At 65.1% G+C, this 17,525-nt stretch carries 15 protein-coding genes; 7 read left to right on the plus strand and 8 right to left on the minus strand.

What is annotated here, in order from left to right; translation table 11 throughout:
• From urtC to D4754_RS07015, 4 genes are all read left to right on the plus strand, one after another.
• The gene (gene urtC, locus D4754_RS07000) at positions 1–1,260 is read left to right on the plus strand and encodes an urea ABC transporter permease subunit UrtC (protein WP_121062172.1); all 1,260 of its coding nucleotides are present in this window, start codon (positions 1–3) and stop codon (positions 1,258–1,260) included.
• Positions 1,257–1,997: an urea ABC transporter ATP-binding protein UrtD gene (gene urtD / locus D4754_RS07005; RefSeq protein WP_121062173.1), complete on the plus strand. Its 741-nt coding sequence runs from the start codon at positions 1,257–1,259 to the stop codon at positions 1,995–1,997. The genes urtC and urtD overlap by 4 nt, the downstream gene beginning before the upstream one ends.
• Positions 1,987–2,694 (plus strand): urea ABC transporter ATP-binding subunit UrtE, encoded by a 708-nt coding sequence (urtE, locus tag D4754_RS07010; RefSeq protein ID WP_121062174.1) that lies wholly within the window; start codon positions 1,987–1,989, stop codon positions 2,692–2,694. The genes urtD and urtE overlap by 11 nt, the downstream gene beginning before the upstream one ends.
• 318 nt (positions 2,695–3,012) lie before the next feature.
• On the plus strand, positions 3,013–3,819 hold the full coding sequence (locus tag D4754_RS07015) for an oxepin-CoA hydrolase, alternative type (RefSeq protein WP_121062175.1): 807 nt from the start codon (positions 3,013–3,015) through the stop codon (positions 3,817–3,819).
• A gap of 29 nt (positions 3,820–3,848) precedes the next feature.
• On the opposite strand, the gene D4754_RS07020 is transcribed toward D4754_RS07015, so the two are convergent.
• The 7 genes from D4754_RS07020 to D4754_RS07050 form a co-directional block, all read right to left on the minus strand.
• Positions 3,849–5,501, minus strand: coding sequence for a dihydroxyacetone kinase subunit DhaK (locus D4754_RS07020; RefSeq protein ID WP_121062176.1), 1,653 nt, complete (start codon positions 5,499–5,501; stop codon positions 3,849–3,851).
• 11 nt (positions 5,502–5,512) lie between these two features.
• Positions 5,513–6,508 (minus strand): ABC transporter ATP-binding protein, encoded by a 996-nt coding sequence (locus tag D4754_RS07025; protein ID WP_121062177.1) that lies wholly within the window; start codon positions 6,506–6,508, stop codon positions 5,513–5,515.
• Positions 6,501–7,598, minus strand: a complete 1,098-nt coding sequence (locus D4754_RS07030) for an ABC transporter ATP-binding protein (protein WP_121062178.1) — start codon at positions 7,596–7,598, stop codon at positions 6,501–6,503. Before D4754_RS07030 ends, D4754_RS07025 begins: the two co-directional genes overlap by 8 nt.
• Positions 7,599–7,601: 3 nt before the next feature.
• Positions 7,602–7,790, minus strand: a complete 189-nt coding sequence (locus tag D4754_RS07035) for a hypothetical protein (protein WP_121062179.1) — start codon at positions 7,788–7,790, stop codon at positions 7,602–7,604.
• Positions 7,787–8,722 (minus strand): carbohydrate ABC transporter permease, encoded by a 936-nt coding sequence (locus D4754_RS07040; RefSeq protein ID WP_121062180.1) that lies wholly within the window; start codon positions 8,720–8,722, stop codon positions 7,787–7,789. The genes D4754_RS07035 and D4754_RS07040 overlap by 4 nt, the downstream gene beginning before the upstream one ends.
• Positions 8,719–9,666 carry a carbohydrate ABC transporter permease gene (locus tag D4754_RS07045; RefSeq protein ID WP_121062181.1) on the minus strand — a complete coding sequence of 316 codons (948 nt, stop codon included), beginning with the start codon at positions 9,664–9,666 and terminating at the stop codon, positions 8,719–8,721. The genes D4754_RS07040 and D4754_RS07045 overlap by 4 nt, the downstream gene beginning before the upstream one ends.
• 109 nt (positions 9,667–9,775) lie before the next feature.
• Positions 9,776–11,086 carry an ABC transporter substrate-binding protein gene (locus D4754_RS07050; RefSeq protein ID WP_121062182.1) on the minus strand — a complete coding sequence of 437 codons (1,311 nt, stop codon included), beginning with the start codon at positions 11,084–11,086 and terminating at the stop codon, positions 9,776–9,778.
• Between the two features lie 191 nt (positions 11,087–11,277).
• On the opposite strand from D4754_RS07050, the gene D4754_RS07055 reads away from it, so the two are divergent.
• Positions 11,278–12,327 (plus strand): LacI family DNA-binding transcriptional regulator, encoded by a 1,050-nt coding sequence (locus tag D4754_RS07055; protein WP_121062183.1) that lies wholly within the window; start codon positions 11,278–11,280, stop codon positions 12,325–12,327.
• Positions 12,328–12,430: 103 nt separating this feature from the next.
• A complete protein-coding gene (locus D4754_RS07060) occupies positions 12,431–13,981 on the plus strand; it encodes a hypothetical protein (protein WP_121062184.1) in 1,551 nt (516 codons plus the stop codon).
• On the opposite strand, the gene D4754_RS07065 is transcribed toward D4754_RS07060, so the two are convergent.
• On the minus strand, positions 13,978–16,176 hold the full coding sequence (locus tag D4754_RS07065; RefSeq protein WP_163025808.1) for a calcium-binding protein: 2,199 nt from the start codon (positions 16,174–16,176) through the stop codon (positions 13,978–13,980). The two genes, D4754_RS07060 and D4754_RS07065, sit on opposite strands and share 4 nt — an antisense overlap.
• Positions 16,177–16,384: 208 nt before the next feature.
• Between D4754_RS07065 and D4754_RS07070 the strand changes: the two genes are divergently transcribed.
• Positions 16,385–17,290, plus strand: coding sequence for a hypothetical protein (locus D4754_RS07070; RefSeq protein WP_163025809.1), 906 nt, complete (start codon positions 16,385–16,387; stop codon positions 17,288–17,290).
• Positions 17,291–17,525 lie beyond the last annotated feature (235 nt).

Here is a 17,525-nt window from a genome sequence, read left to right on the forward strand (position 1 = left end):
ATGACCGATATCGCAGCTCCCTCCTCTCCCCGCGGCGCCTTCGTGATGCGCCACCCGTCGGTGCTGATCTTCCTGGCGTGCCTCGCGATCTTCACCGTGGGCGTCACCGTGCTGTCCGAAGGCTTCGGCATCGGCGTGCTGTCCACCAGCTTCATCAAGACGCTGGGCAAGACGCTGTGCCTGTGCCTTGTGGCGCTCGCGATGGACCTTGTCTGGGGCTATTGCGGGATCCTTTCGCTGGGGCACATGGCGTTCTTCGGTCTGGGCGGCTACGCCATCGGCATGTGGCTGATGTACGCCCGGACCGAGATGATCGTGGTCGAAAGCCTGTCGAACGCCCCCCTGCCCCCCACGCCGGAAGAAATATCGGATGGCATCGCCAGCCAGATCTTCGGCGTCGTCGGAGCGTCCGATTTCCCGCCGATCTGGGGCTTCGCCCATTCGCTGCCGCTGCAACTGGCCGCCGTGGTGATCGTGCCGGGCATCCTTGCGCTGGTCTTCGGCTGGCTCGCCTTCCGCAGCCGGGTGACGGGCGTCTACCTGTCAATCCTGACCCAGGCGATGACGCTGGCGCTGTCGCTGTACCTGTTCCAGAACGACAGCGGCCTGCGCGGCAACAACGGCCTGTCGGGGCTGCAGAACCTGCCGGGGCTCGACAGCGTTTCTCAGGACGCGGTGTCGATGTGGTTCCTGTGGGGTTCGGCGCTGGCGCTTGGGCTGGGCTATGTCTTCTGCGCGTGGGTCGTGTCGGGCAAGTTCGGATCGGTGATCCGCGCGATCCGGGATGACGAGGCCCGCGTGCGGTTCCTTGGTTACCCGGTCGAGGCGTTCAAGCTGCTGGTCTTCACCCTGACCGCGATCATCGCGGCCATTGCAGGCGCGCTCTATTACCCGCAGGCCGGTATCATCAACCCGGCCGAAATCGCGCCCATCGCGTCGATCTACCTTGCCGTCTGGGTCGCCATCGGCGGACGCGGGCGGCTGTACGGTGCCGTCGTCGGCGCGGCCTTCGTGTCGCTTCTGTCCACCTGGTTCACCGGCGGGCAGGCGCCCGACATCGTGATCGGATCGTTCCGCCTGCAATGGGTCGACTGGTGGACGGTGCTTCTGGGCCTGTCCTTCGTGCTGGTGACGCTCTTTGCACCGAAAGGCCTGGGCGGGCTGGTCGACCTAATCACCGAACGCCGGTCGCCCGACCGCCACGGCGCCGATCTGGGCCCCGATATGGGATCCCTGCAGGAACGGGAGGCCGAGAAATGAGCGAACTGCTTGAGGTCAACGGTGTCTCCGTCTCCTTCGACGGGTTCAAGGCGATCAACAACCTGTCCTTCTCCATCGCGGAAGGTGAGCTTCGCGCCGTGATCGGCCCCAACGGCGCCGGCAAGACAACCTTCATGGACATCGTCACCGGCAAGACCCGGCCCGACGAAGGCACGGTGTTGTGGGGGGAGAAAGGGATATCCCTCCTCTCCATGTCCGAAAGCCGGATCGCGCAGGCAGGCGTCGGCCGCAAGTTCCAGCGCCCGACCGTGTTCGAAGACCAGTCGGTCGAAGACAACCTGATGATGGCGCTGAAAAAGGACCGCAATCCGTTCAAGGTCCTGTCCTTCCGCGCCAGCCGCGACGACCGCGACCGTGTCGCGACGCTGGCGGGTGAAATCGGGTTGGCCACATCGCTTCACCGCAAATCCGGCGAACTGAGCCACGGTCAGAAGCAATGGCTGGAGATCGGCATGTTGCTGGCGCAGGAGCCGCGCCTGCTGCTGGTCGATGAACCCGCCGCGGGCATGACGCTGGCCGAACGCGAACACACCACCGATCTGCTGGTCGAAGCCGCCAAGACCCGCGCCGTTGTCGTTGTCGAACACGACATGGAGTTCGTCCGGCGGCTGAATTGCAAAGTCACCGTTCTGCACGAAGGCTCGGTCCTGGCGGAAGGCTCGCTGGACCACGTCACGAGGAACGAGAAAGTCATCGAGGTCTACCTTGGGCGCTGATCTTCTGGAAACGAGCGGGCTGACCCTGCATTACGGCGGCAGCCAGATCCTGAACGGGATCGACCTGACCGCCCGCGTGGGCGAGGTGACCTGCGTCATGGGCACCAACGGTGTCGGCAAGACGAGCCTGTTGAAGGCGTTGTCGGGCACGCATCAGCGGTCGTCCGGCACCTACCGGCTGGATGGCGAGGATCTGGGCAAGGTTCCCGCCCACGTGCTGGCCAAGAAGGGCGTGGGATACGTGCCGCAGGGCCGGGACATCTTCCCGTTGCTCACCGTGCGCGAGAACATGGAGACGGCCTTTGCCTGCCTCCCCCGCAGCGAACGCCACATCCCGGACGAGATCTACGAGCTGTTCCCGATCCTGAAGGACTTCCTGCATCGCCGCGGTGGAGACCTGTCCGGCGGGCAACAGCAGCAGCTGGCAATCGCCCGCGCGCTGATCACCAAGCCGAAGCTGTTGCTTCTCGACGAGCCCACCGAAGGCATCCAGCCCAACATCATCCAGCAGATTGGGCGTGTCATATCGCTTCTGCGGGAAAAGGGCGAAATGGCGATTGTGCTGGTCGAACAATACTTCGAATTCGCCTACGAATTGGGGGATGTCTTCTACGTCGTCGAACGCGGATCGGTGAAGCTGAGCGGCCGCAAGGAAGAGCTTGGCCGCGACGTGTTGCAGGGCAGCGTTTCGGTCTGAGCATGGGAATGTCGTTTCCCCCGGTCATGGCGCGGGCGCCGCACGCGCCCAAAACCTGACCGGACAGCCGCCGTAGGGTGCGTGGTCTCCACGCACCATTACCGCCCGCAGGTAGCGGTGCGTGCAAAGCACACACCCTACGGATTCCCCTGACCGACATGAACGCCTTGGCCACGCGCGCCCCCTGTCCGGACGGAACACGGACATGCCGGTCGCCATTCCCCTCGCAATAGGTGTAGTTTGGGCAGCGACGCGGCCAAGGTCCGCCCTTGGTCCGACCATAGACGGACCGGGGCCACCGGCAAAGGAGCATCCCGCATGACCACCCAGACCTCACCCGCCACGGACGTCGTCACCGAACTGGACAGCGCCGTGCTGACCATCGCGCTCGACGGTCCCAAGACACGCAACTCGATCAGCGCGCCCGTCTACAAGGAACTGCAATCGGCCATCATCATGGCCGGTGAAAACCCGGAGATCCGCGCCATCGTGCTGACGGGCCGGCACGGGTTCTTCAGCTCCGGCGGCAACATCAACGCTTTGAAGGCCAGCGCGCAAAGCACCATGGCCGAGGTCACGGGCAACACCGACGCCCTGAACGCGATGATCATTGCGATCCGTTCCTGCCCCACGCCGGTCATCGCCGCCGTCGAAGGCGGCGCGGCGGGCGCCGGCATGTCGCTGGCGCTGGCCTGCGACATGATCGTGGCGGCCGAAGGGGCGAAATTCGTGGTGGCCTACGTCAAGATCGGCCTCGCCCCCGATGGCGGCGTGACCCATTTCCTGTCCGCCGCCCTGCCCCGCCAGCTGGTGACCGAGATGTGCCTGACCGGCAACCCGGTCGAAGCCGAACGCCTGCACGCTCTGGGCGTGGTAAACGCCGTGACACCGGTCGGAGAGACGCTCTCCACCGCCACGACCATGGCCGCGAAACTGGCGGCAGGGCCTGCCGGCTCGATGGCGATCATCAAGTCGGAAATCGCTGCCGCACCGACCAACGATCTGGCGACGCACCTCGCGTTGGAGGCCAGCGGCATCAACCGTGCCCGCTTCGGGGCCGAAGCCGCCGAAGGATTGAGCGCGTTCCTTGAGAAACGGAAACCGGACTTCACCGGCAAGGGCTGATCCGGCCCGCCGGGTCGGGCCGTGGGTCATTACTGCGAGGCGAAGGCGCGGCTCTGGTCCATGCTGGCCAGATGCTCGAACAACTGCGCTACCGCCTCGGCCCCTGGATCGACATGGCCGTGCAGCTGCTGCGCGCTGAGATAGGCCGAGCGGCCTGCTCGGGCCGAGTCCATTTCTGCCGTCCGGTCCGCGCCATCCCGCGCGGCGGTCGCCGCCTCGGCCCAGCCACGATCCAGCACCGACAGGGCGGGTTGAAGCGCGTCGACCATCGTACGGTCGCCCAGCTCGGCGCCGCCGATCTCCTGCATCCGCGCCAGCCCGGCTTTCAGCGCGTCGACCATCGTCTGCCCGCTCGATGCCGCGTCCCCTGCCGCCGCGAAGAAGATCGCCAGCAGCACGCCCGAGGACCCGCCCATCGTCTGGCTCAGCTCCAGCCCGATGGCGCGGTAAAGCTGCGTGTGATCGGCCAGGGGCAGCCTGTCCATCGCGGCGATCAGAGCACGCGCGGCAGTGGCCAGCGTCGTGCCGGTGTCGCCATCGCCCGCGCGTGCGTCGAGCTGGTTCAGGTGGTCCTCCAGCCCGATCAGCACCTCGCAGCATTGCGTGATGAAGGCCGCCGTTGCGGGATGTTTCGACGGGATCGGCTGAATCGGCCGCAACCCGTCGGGCAGGTCCTGCACGGTCACGGCGCTCAACCGGTTCATGCCAGGCCACGCGGCCAGGGGCGTCGCGGCCTGCAGCGCCATAAGGTCGTCGGCGGTGGCCGGGAAAACCGACATGGAGAACCCGCGCATCTCGAGCGAGGTCATCATCGCTGCCGGTCCCACCAGGAATTCGACCTGATCGGCAATCGCGGACTGGCGGACTTCATGCGCCAGTACCTGCATTTCCAGCACCGATGCGCCGCCGAGATTGTTCAAAAGGCCGACATAGCGTTTTCCCGGCTCCATCTCGGCGGCCAGACGGCCTGCGACCATCTCCATCGCGGAATGGGCGTCCGTGTAATCGACCTGCTCGATCCCGGCCTCGCCATGGATACCAAGGCCCAGTTCTGCCTTGCCTTCGGGGATGCGGCCTTCTTTCGCCGTGCCGGGCACGGTGCAGGTATCGAGCGACATGCCGATGGACTTGGTGCCCGCAACGATCCGCTCGGCCGCCGTGGTGACGGCGTCCAGATCGGCGCCGTTTTCAGCGAGCGCGCCGGCGATCTTGTGAACGAACAACGTCCCCGCCACGCCGCGCGCCTGCGGCAGGTCGGGCAAGGCGATGTCATCGCCCACGATGACCATCGACACCTTGATCCCGAAGGCCCGCGCACGTTCCGCGGCCAGCCCGAAGTTCAGCCGGTCGCCAGTATAGTTTTTCACGATCAACAGACAGCCCGCCGGGCCGGTGACGGCCAGGATCCCCGCCAGCACCGCATCGACGGACGGAGACGCGAAGACGTCCCCGCACACGGCCGCCGTCAGCATTCCCGGACCAACGAACCCGGCATGCGACGGCTCGTGCCCCGATCCGCCGCCCGAGACCAGCGCAACCTTGGACTTGTCCCAGTCGGCACGAACGACGACCCGAATGTGGGGGTAGCCATCCAAGCGGGCGAGTTTTCCGCCCGAGGCCGCGACAAGCCCGTCGACGGCCTCTGACACGATGTCTTCCCTGCGATTGACGAATTGAGACATGGTCTCCTCCTTCAATGGGTCCGCGCGCCGGTGGCGTCGAAGTAGAACGGGTTTTCGGGGCGGATCTTCAGCACGTCGCCATGGGACAGGTCGGTGTGAGGATCGGTGACGGTGATGATGTCGTGATCGCGGTAGGACAGATGCAGCCGCGTCTGGTCGCCCAGGCGTTCGATGCGGGTGACAATGCTCTCCTCGCCCTCGCCCTGCCGGATCTGTTCCGGGCGCAGGCCGATGTGCTTCGCGTCCCAAGGCGCGCCTGCGAACAGGTCCGCCGGCAGGATGTTGATCCGCGGCTGGCCAAGGCGGCTGGCGGCATAGACGCTGACCGGATCTTCGTAGATCTGGCGCGGGGTGCCGAACTGCACCAGCCGCCCGTGATCCAGAACGCCGACATGGGTGGCCATCGTCATCGCCTCGATCTGGTCATGCGTGACATACAGGAATGTGGCCCCACGGTTGGACTGGATCGATTTCAGTTCGACCCGAAGATCCGACCGCAGCTTGGCATCCAGAGACGACAGCGGTTCATCCATCAGGAAGGCCGCAGGTTCGCGCACCAAGGCCCGGCCGATGGAGACTCGCTGCATCTCGCCCCCCGACAGGGCCGTGGCCTTGTTGTCGAGCTTGTGGGCGATCTGAAGCGCATCGGCCACAAGCTGGACCTTGCGGGTGATCTCGTCCTTCGGTGTGCGCAGCAGCGGGGATTTCAGCGGGAAGGCCAGGTTCTCGCGTACCGTCAGGTGCGGGTAAAGCGAGTATTGCTGGAACACCATCGCCACGTTCCTTTCCGCAGGTGTGCGGGCGGTGACCGGGGCGCCGCCGATCAGGATTTCGCCCGATGTCGGCTGGTCGAGGCCCGAGACCATGCGCAAGAGCGTTGTTTTCCCCGCGCCGGTGGGGCCCAGCAGAACGACGAAACTGCCATCGGGCACGGTCATGGTGACGTTGTCCAGGGCGCGGGCAGAGCCGTAATCCTTGGTGATGCCGGAAAGCGTGATCTCAGCCATGGGCCAGCACTCCCTTGTTGCCGTCGCTCAGGATCGCGCGGCTTGTGGAGCGGTCGAAGACCGATACGGTGGACGGATTGAAACGCAGGCCCACGACCTCTCCGATCTCGACCTTTTTGTCGGACGCGATCCGCGCTTTCACGTCGCCATGGGCCGTCGACAGCGTGACGATCTGCGTCGTGCCAAGGTATTCCGTGGCAGTTACCCGGCCACGGTAGCTGCCATCATCGTCCAGATGCACATGTTCCGGCCGGACGCCCAGCGCAAGATCGCCCTGCGCGCCGTCCAGCAGCGTGGGCACGGCGATCTTCGCATCGCCCAGCATCACGTGATCCGTGCCGCGCCCGGCCATCCCGTGGAACTCCAGCAGGTTCATGGGCGGGGAGCCGATGAAGTTCGCCACGAACATCGTCGCGGGCCAGTCGTAGATGTCCTGCGGGACGCCGAACTGTTCGACCACACCGTGGTTCATCACCACGATCTTGTCGCCCATCTGCATGGCTTCCAGCTGGTCATGGGTCACGTAGACGGTCGTGGCGCCCATGCGGTCGTGCAGGGCACGCAGCTCCTCGGCCATCCGCTCCCGGAACTCCGCATCCAGCGCGCCCAGCGGTTCGTCCATGAAGAACGCCTTCGGGTCCCGCACGATGGCCCGGCCAAGGGCCACGCGCTGACGGTCGCCGCCCGACAGGCCGCCGACAGGCTTGGACAGGATATCCTCGATCCCCAGGATGCCCGCCACCTCGTCCACTTTCCGGCGCACGTCGCCGCGCGACATGCCCTGGCTGATGAGCGGGTACGAGATGTTCCGGCGCACGTTCATGTGCGGGTACAGCGCGTACATCTGGAACACGAAGGCAATGTCACGTTGCCGCGCTGGGCGGTCGGCGACGTCGTCCCCGTCAAGGTAGATGTGGCCCGATGTCGGCAGCTCCAGCCCCGCCATCATGCGCAATGTCGTCGTCTTGCCGCAGCCCGACGGTCCAAGCAGCATGAAGAACTCTCCGTCCTCGATGGTGAAGGACGAGGACTGTACGGCGGTGAAACTGCCGAAGTCCTTGCGGAGGTTCTCGATCCGGATCTGGGCCATGGCTTACTCCGGGAAATGGCTGACGATGAGGAACATGACCGTTCCCGTCAGCGTGACGATGAAGGAATAGGTGAAGGCGATCATCAGCACGGGCTGCATCAGCATCACCACGCCCAGGCCGATGAGGATGCTTGCCACCATCTCCCACGGGCCGCGGCGGAGGCGTAGAAGGCCTTGGAGGAACTGGGTCATTTGCGGACGGCTCCGAATGTGATGCCCCGCAGCAGGTGCTTGCGCAGCAGGATCGTGAAGACCATGACGGGGACAAGGAAGATCGTGGCCCCGGCGGCGACGGCGGGCCAGTCCTGCCCGCCCACACCGATGATCGTGGGGATGAAGGGCGGCGCCGTCTGGGCGTTGCCCGATGTCAGCAGCACCGCGAAGGCGTATTCGTTCCACGAGAAGATCAGGCAGAAAATCGCGGTCGAGGCGATCCCCGTGGCCGCCTGCGGCAGCACCACCTTGTAGAAGGCCTGAAACCGCGTGTAGCCGTCGATCAGGGCCGCTTCCTCGTATTCGCGGGGGATCTCGTCGATGAACCCTTTCAGCAGCCAAACCGACAGGGACAGGTTCACCGCCGTGTAAAGCAGGATCATGCCCAGATGCGTGTCGGATAAACCCAGCGTGCGGAACATCAGGAAGATGGGGATCGCAACGGCGATGGGCGGCATCATCCGGGTGGACAGGATGAAGAACATCAGGTCGTCCTTCAGCGGCACCCTGTAGCGGGAAAACGCATAGGCCGCGAGCGTGCCCAGGACCACCGACAGGAAGGTCGATCCGAAACCGATGATGACCGAATTCAGGAATCGCTCCCCGAAGCGCGACGGGCCGACGATGATCATCCCCTTGCTGGCCGCGATCTCTTCCGCGAAGGTTTCTGGCGGGTTGGCGGCCAGGTCGGCCTCGGACACGCGGGTCTGCGTGGTGAAGAGGTTCACATAGCCTTCCAGCGTCGGTTCGAACAGGACGGAGGGCGGATAGGCAATCGCCTCGCTCTGGGATTTGAAGCCTGTGGTGATGATCCACAGAAGCGGCATCAGCGTGATCAGCGCGTAGAGGATCACGAGCGTCCCGGCGAACCACTTCGTGCGCGGCGATGGGTCGGTGATTGAATAGCTCATCGTTCTTTCACCTTGTTCAGCGCCTTCACGTAGATCGAGGCCAGCCCGAAGACCGTCACGAACAGGATGATCGCGTAGGCCGAGGCATAGCCGGTGCGCCAGCGTTCGAACGCCTCGCGCTTCAGGTCGATCGAGGTGAGCGTCGTGGTGTTTCCGGGACCGCCGCCCGTCAGCTGGACGACAAGGTCGAACATCTTGAAGTTCTCGATGCCGCGGAACAGGACGGCGAGCATCAGGAAGGGCAGCACCATCGGTATGGTGATCGTCCAGAACTGCCGCCAGCCCGAGGCACGGTCGCATTCGGCGGCCTCGTAGATCGATTCAGGGATGGAGCGCAGGCCCGCAAGGCAGATCAGCATGACGAAGGGCGTCCACATCCACGTGTCGACGATGACGATGGCCCAAGGCGCCAGATGCACGTCGCCGATCATCGAAAAGCTGGCCGGATCGGTGCCCAGGATCGTGCCCACAACAGTGTTGAAGAGCCCGATCTGCGGCTGGTACAGGAACGTCCAGAAATTGCCGACAACGGCGGGCGACAGCATCATCGGGAAGACGATGATCGTGGTCCACAGCGCATCGCCCTTGAACTTCTTGTTGATCAGGTAGGCCAGCGCGAAACCGATCAGGACCTGGATCGCCAGGGTCGAGATCAGGAAATGCGCGGTGGCCTGCATCTTCTCCCACGTGTCTTCGTCGGTCAGGATGCGTTCGTAATTGCGGGTACCCACCCAGTCCACGTCGGAGTTGGGCCGGTTCACCCGGTAGTTGGTGAAGCTCAGCCGGATCGTCCAGATCAGCGGGAAGATGTTCACCGCCAGAAGCAGGAAGATCGTGGGCGCGATGAAAAGCCAGGCAATGGCCCGGTCCGACAGGCCTTTCACCTTGCGTGCAAGGGTCGGCGGCGTGGCCTGGGCCAGTCGATCCACGGTGCTGTCCGTCATGAATTAGGGTCCGTTCGTTGAGTTCGGGCGCCGGGAAGCGGTGGTGCCGCCCCACGGCGTCCGAAAGCCGGCCCCGCGAGAGGAGGTCGGGGCCGGCCGTTGCGCGCGATCAGATCTTGCCTTCGTCCTCGAAGACCTCGTTCCAGTCCTCGACGAGCTTGTCCAAGGCCTCCTGCGCGGTGCCGTCGCCCGCGATCACGTAGGCATGGACCCGGTCCTGCATGGCGATCAGCAAGTCGGCATAGGCGGGTTCGGCCCAGAAGTCCTTCACGATGGCCATGCTGTCCAGGAAGGTCTGCGCATAGGGCTGGCTGGAGGCAAAGCCCGGATCTTCGACCACGGCGTTCAACGCAGAGTAGCCGCCGACTTCCCACCATTTCTTCTGCACTTCGGGCTGCGAGAACCACTTGATGTATTCAAGCGCCGCATCCTTGTTGTCGGAATAGTTCACGACGGAAATGCCCTGCCCGCCCAGCTGCGCGAACTGACCGCCCGGGCCTGCCGGATTCGGGAAATAGCCCGACTTGCCGCCGCCCACGTTCGGGTCGGCTTCCACGCCCGGCCAGATGAAGGCAAAGTTCATCTGCATCGCCACCTGCCCGGATTTGTACGCGTCGATGTTTTCCGACATGTACCAGTCCGACGATCCCGGCGGCGTGCAGCAATCGTAAAGCTCCTTGTAGAACTCCAGCCCTGCCGCCGCTTCGGGCGAATTGACGATGCCGTCGATCTTGTAGGGCTCGTCAGCGGTGCCGTAATCGAACCCGTAGTTATAAAGCGCGTTCGTCACGCCCATCGTGATCCCTTCCGAGCCCCGCTCGGTATAGATCGCGGCGCCGTAAACCGTGGTGCCGTCGATCTCGCGGCCCTGGAAGAATTCGGCGATGTCCTTCAGTTCCGCCAGCGTCGCGGGCGGCGCCAGATCGCGACCGTAGCTTTCCTTGAACTCGGCCTGAAGCTCGGGACGTTCGAACCAGTCCTTGCGGTAGGTCCAGCCCACCACGTCACCGAACGCGGGCATCGCCCAGTAGTTCGGCGTGCCCTTGGGCCATTCGGCATAGCCCGTCACGGTCGCGGGGATGAAATCGTCCATCGAGATGCCGTTGGCATCGAAAAAGTCGTTCATCTTCACGTAATGCCCGGCCTCGGCGCCAAGGCCGATCCACTGGCTGTCGCCGATCATCAGGTCGCACAATTGCCCGCCCGAGTTCAGCTCGTTCAGCATGCGGTCGGCGAAGTTGGGCCAGGGCACGAATTCGAAGCTCATGTTGTGGCCGGATTCCTCTTCAAACTCGGTGCTGAGCTCGACCAGCGCGTTGGCCGGGTCCCAGGCCGCCCAGCACAGGGTCAGGTCCTCGGCCATAGCAGATCCGGCAGTCAGGGCGCCGGCAGCCACGGACAAAATCAGTTTACGCTTCATGACGTTTCTCCTCCCAAGGCAATGTCGTCGCCTCCTCAAGCGACTCGCGGTATTGAAAGAATGCTAACTGAGGCACGTACCTCATAGCAACAAAAGTTTGAGGTACGTACGTCATTCGCCTTGCAATTGCCCGGCAAACAAGGAGAAAATGACCGGACATCACCCATGGAACGTGAGGTTCGAACGCCGGGATGCGACCGACAACAAAGGATCTGGCCAAAGCCGCAGGCGTCAGCCTGGCGACCGTCGACCGGGTTCTGAACGGCCGTCCGGGCGTCCGCAAGACCACGGTCGAGGCGGTGAACGAGGCAATCGAACGGATCGGATTCGAACGCAACCTGTCAGCCGCCAACCTTGCCCGCGGGCGCAGCTACCGGCTGGAATTCCTGCTGCCGAAACAGGGCGACCAGTTCCTCGATACGCTGCTGGACCGGGTCGATGAGGCACAATCCGCCTTCGCGGCCGAGGCGACCTTCGTGCGCTGCCGCAGGGCCGTCGATACCGATCCCCACCAGATCGCGGCGATGCTGGGCCGGATCACGCGGGAGGACACGGATGGCGTGGCGCTCATGGCCCCGGATTCGCCGCAGGTGCGGGACGCGATGCTGCGCCTGCACGAACGCGGGGTGAAGGTGACGGCCCTGGTTTCAGGCCATTCGGGCGAGCTGCCGATCGATTTCGTGGGCGTCGACAACGCCGCCGCAGGCGCGACGGCGGGGCGGCTGGTGGGCCAGTTCTGCGGGGGCCGGACGGGCAAGATCCTCGTCGTGTCCGACACGATGATGACCCGCGACAGCGTCGAACGCCGGCACGGATTCGACAGCGTCATCACGGCCGACTACCCCGGCCTGACCGCCCTGCCCACGCTGGAAACCTATGGCGATCCCGACCGCGCCTGCCGCATCGTCGGCACCGCCTTCCGCAACCACGACGATATCGTCGCGGCCTATGTCCTCAGCTCCGAGGCGCGCCTTTCGTTGGAGGCGATCCGGAACGAACGGGATCTGTCCAGCCTTGTCACGCTGGCCCACGAACGCACGCAATACACCCAAGCCATGCTGATGACCCGCGCACTGGATGCGGTGATCGCGCAGAACCCCGGCCATCTTGTCCGCAGCGCCATCCGCGTTCTGCGCGCGCGCTGCGACAACCGCGAGCCGTTGGCCTCGCAAGAGACGATCCGGGTGGAAATCCTGCTGAAGGAAAACCTTGGGCAGACCACCGACGACCCGCCGGACTGAACGCTCCGCCCGCAGTTGCAACGCCGCGGCAAGCCTGACACTCTCCGTCTCTATTCTGCCGGAGCCCGGGCCCGGCGATTTCAGTCAGGTGCGCCAGAGCCCGATGCAGACCGTCCATATCCACATCGGCCCCCATGCGGCGGGCGAACATGCCATCACGCGGGCGCTGGACAGCTCCCGCGACGACCTGCGGGAGCGCCTGTCGCTGTCGGTCCTGCCCCCCATCCCGGTGGCCGAGGCCGCGCTGCGCTTCAACACTGGCAAGGCGCCCGAAGGACAGCGCCGGCTGCGGCGGCTGGCGAAGGAACTGCGGGAGACACCGTCGCTGGACGGCGTGATTTCATGCCCCGATCTGGCCGGCCCGCTGCCCGGTCTGTCGAAGGATTTCAGCCCCTACCCCGATCTGGCCCAGCGGCTGGAACAGGTGGCCGCGGCCTTCCCCGACCAGCAGTGCCGGTTCTATTTCCTGTGTCCGCCTGAGGAATTGTGGCTCGCCGATCTGCGCGGCGTGCTGGCCACCCGCACGGATCGCGAGATCCGCGGCGTCGCGGGCGATGCGCGCCTGGATTTCTCCCGGGGCTGGACGGCCGTTCTTCCGCCTGCCGGGCTTGAGGCCATCAACGGCAACGACGCGCTTGTCGCCGCGGGCAGGTTTCTTGATCGGCTGGACCCGACAGGTGCCCTGCAACGGCGGATGCCTCTGGGCAGGGCCGCGGATGCCGGGATCGGCGGCGTATTGGCGGCCATCGTCGAGGCGCCCGCATCGCCCGCCGCGAAAGAGGCTGCGCGCACCCGGTTGTTGTTGCCCCCGGATACGGCGGGTCCCCCGCCCCAAACCGCGGCCTCCTACCCGGACTGGCCCCCGCGCGCGCCGGTCCTGCCCGTGCCGAAGGCGTTGGCCGCCCTTGGCCAGCGCGCGGCCAAGCGGGTCTCGCGGCAGGGCAAGATCGACAATGTCCTGCCGGAACCCGATATCGACCTTGCCGCCCTGCGCACCGATCTTGTGGACGGGGCCGAGGAATTTCCCGGCGGCAAGCGGGCCAACATGCTCAACCAGATCGAGATCCTGTCCCACCGCCTGCGCCACCGCCCCGCGGCGACGCTTCTGAACGCGCTGACGATCAGCTACCTGCGCCGCGACACGCCTTATACATCAGAAGCGCGGCACCTGTTCCTCCGGCTCTGGCGCGAGGAGCACGAGATCCTGCTGGGCACCCTGCCCGCGCGGTGGCTGATTTCGACGTTGCAGACCTTCTTCGACCATGGCGAAACCGAGGATCAGCGGATGATCGGCGGCACGGGTTTCTTCTTTTCAAACCTGCTGAAGGCGTACGAGGGCGAACGCGCCATCGAAGGCCACGCCCCCGATGCGCTCTATTCCGGCACGAAGCCGACGACGAAGACGGGCTTTCCCGGCATGGACCGGTTCCGGCTGGGCAATACCGACCTGATGCTGAACACGATGGCAATGCTGCTGGAAACCGCCGGACGCGAACCCGTGGCAGGCCGCGTGCTGACGGAATACATCCTGCGCCTGAAAACGGCCGACACGCTGTTTTCCCGCATGGACCGAAGCCGGCGCCACCTGGGCGCCGACATGCCGGGGTTCAAGGATTGCTGGAGCTTCCACGAACCGCCCGACGGGACCGACTAGACGAGCAGATCGTCCAGGTCGAAGCCGTTGGGGTTGACCCCTTCGAACAGGATCTCCAGGTCCGCGATCTTCAGGACGGTATTATCCCCCTGCCCGGAAACCCGCGCGTTCGCTATGGTGTTGCCGCCCAGATCGAAGGACAGCCGGTCCCGCGCGATTTCGAAGTCGGCGATCACGTCGTTCCCGTCGCCCAGCGCGAAATGGAACACGTCGCGCCCCGCCCCTCCGGCCAGATGGTCGCTGCCGCGGCCGCCTTCGATGAAATCATTGCCCGATCCGCCGATGATCCAATCGGCACCGCCGCCGCCATAGGCCTGCACGTCATCGGTGCCGCCAAGGATCTGGTCCTGGCCCGCGCCGCCCAAAAGCACGCCGCCGCCGGATCGCGCGTCGATCACGTCGTCGCCCGCGCCGCCATCGGCAAGGTTGCCCCGGGTGCCCGCGACCCAGATGAAATCGTCGCCGCCCAACCCCTCCAGCACGTTGGCGCCATCGCCGAACAGCCGGTCCGACACCTGCGAGCCCTCGACATTCTCGATCCCGATCAGCGTGTCGGTGCCGCCGTCCGTTTCGGCATGTCCCGAGGACAGGTAGACATTCACCCCGCCCCCCGCATCGCGGTAGCTGATGGTGTCCTTGCCATCGCCACCGATCACGATGTCGTCGCCCGCGCCCGGCGCGATCACATCCCGACCGCCGCCACCGACGATCCTGTCATGACCCGCGCCGCCATCCAGACGGTCGGCGCCGCCATTGCCGAACAGGGTGTCCGCGCCGGCCCCGCCGCGCAGATCGTCATCGAACCGGGTGCCACGAAACAGGTCGGCCATGCCGTTTTCCGGATCGCCCCGCAGCAGGATGCCGCCGGTGAAGGTCAGCGTCACCTCGGCCGTCTCGAACGCGTCGAGCTTCAGGTCCAGCCGCCCGTTCCGGCCGATCTCGACATCTTCATCGACACGCATCCGGGCTTCGGCATCATAGGCATCGGCCTTCGATCCCGGCTTTGCCTCCAGATACGTGACGCTTACATGATGCGCCCGCTTGGCGTAGGCCGAAACGTCCAGGTCGATATCCAGCCGCCCGCCGCTGCCCGAAGTGACGTAGATCACCGCCTTATCCTTCGATGTGAAGTTGTACTGGTAGGCCACATCATGCCCCTTGGCGTCCTGCACCTGCGGCCCACCGGCCGAGACTTGCAGCGCCGTGCCCGGCAGCGCCGTCGACAGCATGTGATAGAAGTAGCCCGTCGGCGTCAGCGCCGTGCCCTGCCCTTCGACCGTGGAAAGGGCTGCAGGGCTGATGTTCTGCCCGGTCCAGATCGCGGCCATGTCGACATCGTTTTCGACCATTTCCGCGAACATCCGCATCAACGGCACCGTACGCTCAAGCCCGTTGATGACGGATGTTTGGGGCCCGCTTTCGCCCACGTTCCATTCCGTCACCGAAATCGGCACATTACGGTCCAGCACCGCCTTCCAGACATCGGAGATCGTGTCGAGCCGCTTGTCGAGCCCGTAGCCGATCCCGAACAGGTCACCCCCGCCATGGACGCCGTAAAGATGCGTGATCACACCATCCACGCCCGCCTTCATGTCCTTGATGGCGCGGGCAAGGATCGCGTTGTCGTCGTCATTGCGCCCGGCCTGCGCAAGGATCCGGATGTCGGATCCGCGATCGACACCATTGATCGCCTCGCGCACCCAGACCGCCACCTGCGCCTGGACGTCGGCGAATTCCTCGACGCTCCAGCGGAACTTGTCCTGATACCATTCATTGCCCAGCTCGATGGAATGGATGTCGGCACTGCCGTATTCGCCCGCCACCAGCTTGCGAACGAAGCCCTTGATCTCGGCCTCCGCCCCGGCCTGCAGCCGGCCCGACTTCTGGTCGAAATACCGGTATGTCGGCAGCACCACCGTCGCGGCATAATCTTCCGTTTCGCAGAACGCCAGGAAGTCGCTCAGGCTTTCGACCGTCCGCGTCTCGACACGGCTTTCGCCGTGCTTGATGGCGACAATGTCGCGTCCGATATCCGCATCCGGGTCGGACGGATCGAAGAACTGCTCCGTTATCGTGCCGCCCGGAAAGCGCAGCACCTCGGTGCCCGTCCGCCCCATCACCTGATGATAATCGCTGCCGATTTCCGCCCTGTCCGCGTGAAACAGGAAGTTCACCCCGAACAATGAATCACTCACCTTCACAGAACGCGTCACCGCGCCTGCCGCCTTAATACTGATAGACATCGCCCACCCCTGGTTCGATGATTTTCACCCGAGGCCGAGGCTAGGAGCCCCTGCTTAATGGCCGGTTACCCGGGCCGGACAGGTTAGTTACAATGAGACCGACTTGACGGTACCGTCGGGCCTGCGCACTCTGCCCCTTCGCCACAGAGTGCTTACCGGCATGCCCCAGCCTTCCCGACCCGGACCGACCGAACCGCCAAAGACGGTGCTGCATCTTGGTGCGCACAAGACCGCCACGACCTTCATCCAGAAGGTGCTGAGCCTGAACGCGGACGCGCTGCGCCGACGCGGCACCGCGGTGCTTTTGCCCGAACACCTGCGCGGAGACCCCGATCTGGCCTATGCCTCGACCGGGGATGCGGACCGGGACGCACAGGTCCATCGCACCCGCGCCCGGTTCGATACACTGCTGAGAGGCGCGCGCGCGCCTCGCGTCGTCCTGTCCGAAGAGGGCCTCCTCGGCTCCAGCCGAATGAACCTGACGGCACGGGCGCTTTACCCCGATCCGGGGCCCCGCCTGTCCTGCCTGCCGCCCGACCTCGACAGTCCGGACACGGAGATCTGCCTGTCCATCCGCAGCTACGACAGCTTTTTCGCCGCGAACATCTCGACGGTGGCGCGCCGTGGCAAATTGTTCGCCTTCGACGACCTGCGCGCGTCCCTGCTGGCGCTCGCCCGTGGCTGGCCCGACGTTCTGGCCGACATCCGAGCGCACTTTCCCAACGCCCGCCTGACGGTCTGGCAGTACGAGGATTTCACGCCCCACCGCGACGCGATCCTGCGCCACCTTGCAGGCGGCCCCGTGAACTTCGCCTCCGCCGATCGCGTCAACCGCTCGCTGTCGGCCCGGGCGATGACGGAACTCGCCGCGCTGGCAGACAGCCGGGGCAACCTGCCCGGCGGTCCGGGCGCCGCCCGCAAGCTGGCGCGCGCCTTTCCGTCCGGTGCCCAGTACCCGTCCTATTCTCCGTGGTCGCCGGAAGACGCCGCAACACTCCGGGCAGCCTACGACCGGCACTGGCAGCAAATCCGCGATACGCACCCCGACGCCTGCCTCTGGACATGACCAGACGGCGAGACTGCCACAGCCGAGCGAAACCGGTTGCGCCGTTCCGTCAACCGGCCGCATCCGGCGGGTATTTTCTCTTGTATCCCTCCGCCTCTGCCCGTAGACACGCCGGCGGAGACGTGGCCGAGTGGTCGAAGGCGCTCCCCTGCTAAGGGCCGCGCAGTTTCTACACAATCCCTTGATTTAGCTTTACAAATCTGCCGCTGCCATCGACAGGTGCATGGATTTTGCA

The sequence above is a fragment of the Chachezhania antarctica genome (assembly GCF_003646465.1).
Taxonomy (GTDB): domain Bacteria; phylum Pseudomonadota; class Alphaproteobacteria; order Rhodobacterales; family Rhodobacteraceae; genus Chachezhania; species Chachezhania antarctica.

Bases quoted from the DNA above. Each gene is read 5' to 3' on its own strand.
- urtC (WP_121062172.1), top strand. From the start codon at position 1: ATGACCGATATCGCAGCTCCCTCCTCTCCCCGCGGCGCCTTCGTGATG.
- urtD (WP_121062173.1), top strand. From the start codon at position 1,257: ATGAGCGAACTGCTTGAGGTCAACGGTGTCTCCGTCTCCTTCGACGGG.
- D4754_RS07015 (WP_121062175.1), top strand. From the start codon at position 3,013: ATGACCACCCAGACCTCACCCGCCACGGACGTCGTCACCGAACTGGAC.
- D4754_RS07020 (WP_121062176.1), bottom strand. From the start codon at position 5,501: ATGTCTCAATTCGTCAATCGCAGGGAAGACATCGTGTCAGAGGCCGTC.
- D4754_RS07025 (WP_121062177.1), bottom strand. From the start codon at position 6,508: ATGGCTGAGATCACGCTTTCCGGCATCACCAAGGATTACGGCTCTGCC.
- D4754_RS07030 (WP_121062178.1), bottom strand. From the start codon at position 7,598: ATGGCCCAGATCCGGATCGAGAACCTCCGCAAGGACTTCGGCAGTTTC.
- D4754_RS07035 (WP_121062179.1), bottom strand. From the start codon at position 7,790: ATGACCCAGTTCCTCCAAGGCCTTCTACGCCTCCGCCGCGGCCCGTGG.
- D4754_RS07040 (WP_121062180.1), bottom strand. From the start codon at position 8,722: ATGAGCTATTCAATCACCGACCCATCGCCGCGCACGAAGTGGTTCGCC.
- D4754_RS07045 (WP_121062181.1), bottom strand. From the start codon at position 9,666: ATGACGGACAGCACCGTGGATCGACTGGCCCAGGCCACGCCGCCGACC.
- D4754_RS07050 (WP_121062182.1), bottom strand. From the start codon at position 11,086: ATGAAGCGTAAACTGATTTTGTCCGTGGCTGCCGGCGCCCTGACTGCC.
- D4754_RS07055 (WP_121062183.1), top strand. From the start codon at position 11,278: ATGCGACCGACAACAAAGGATCTGGCCAAAGCCGCAGGCGTCAGCCTG.
- D4754_RS07060 (WP_121062184.1), top strand. From the start codon at position 12,431: ATGCAGACCGTCCATATCCACATCGGCCCCCATGCGGCGGGCGAACAT.
- D4754_RS07070 (WP_163025809.1), top strand. From the start codon at position 16,385: ATGCCCCAGCCTTCCCGACCCGGACCGACCGAACCGCCAAAGACGGTG.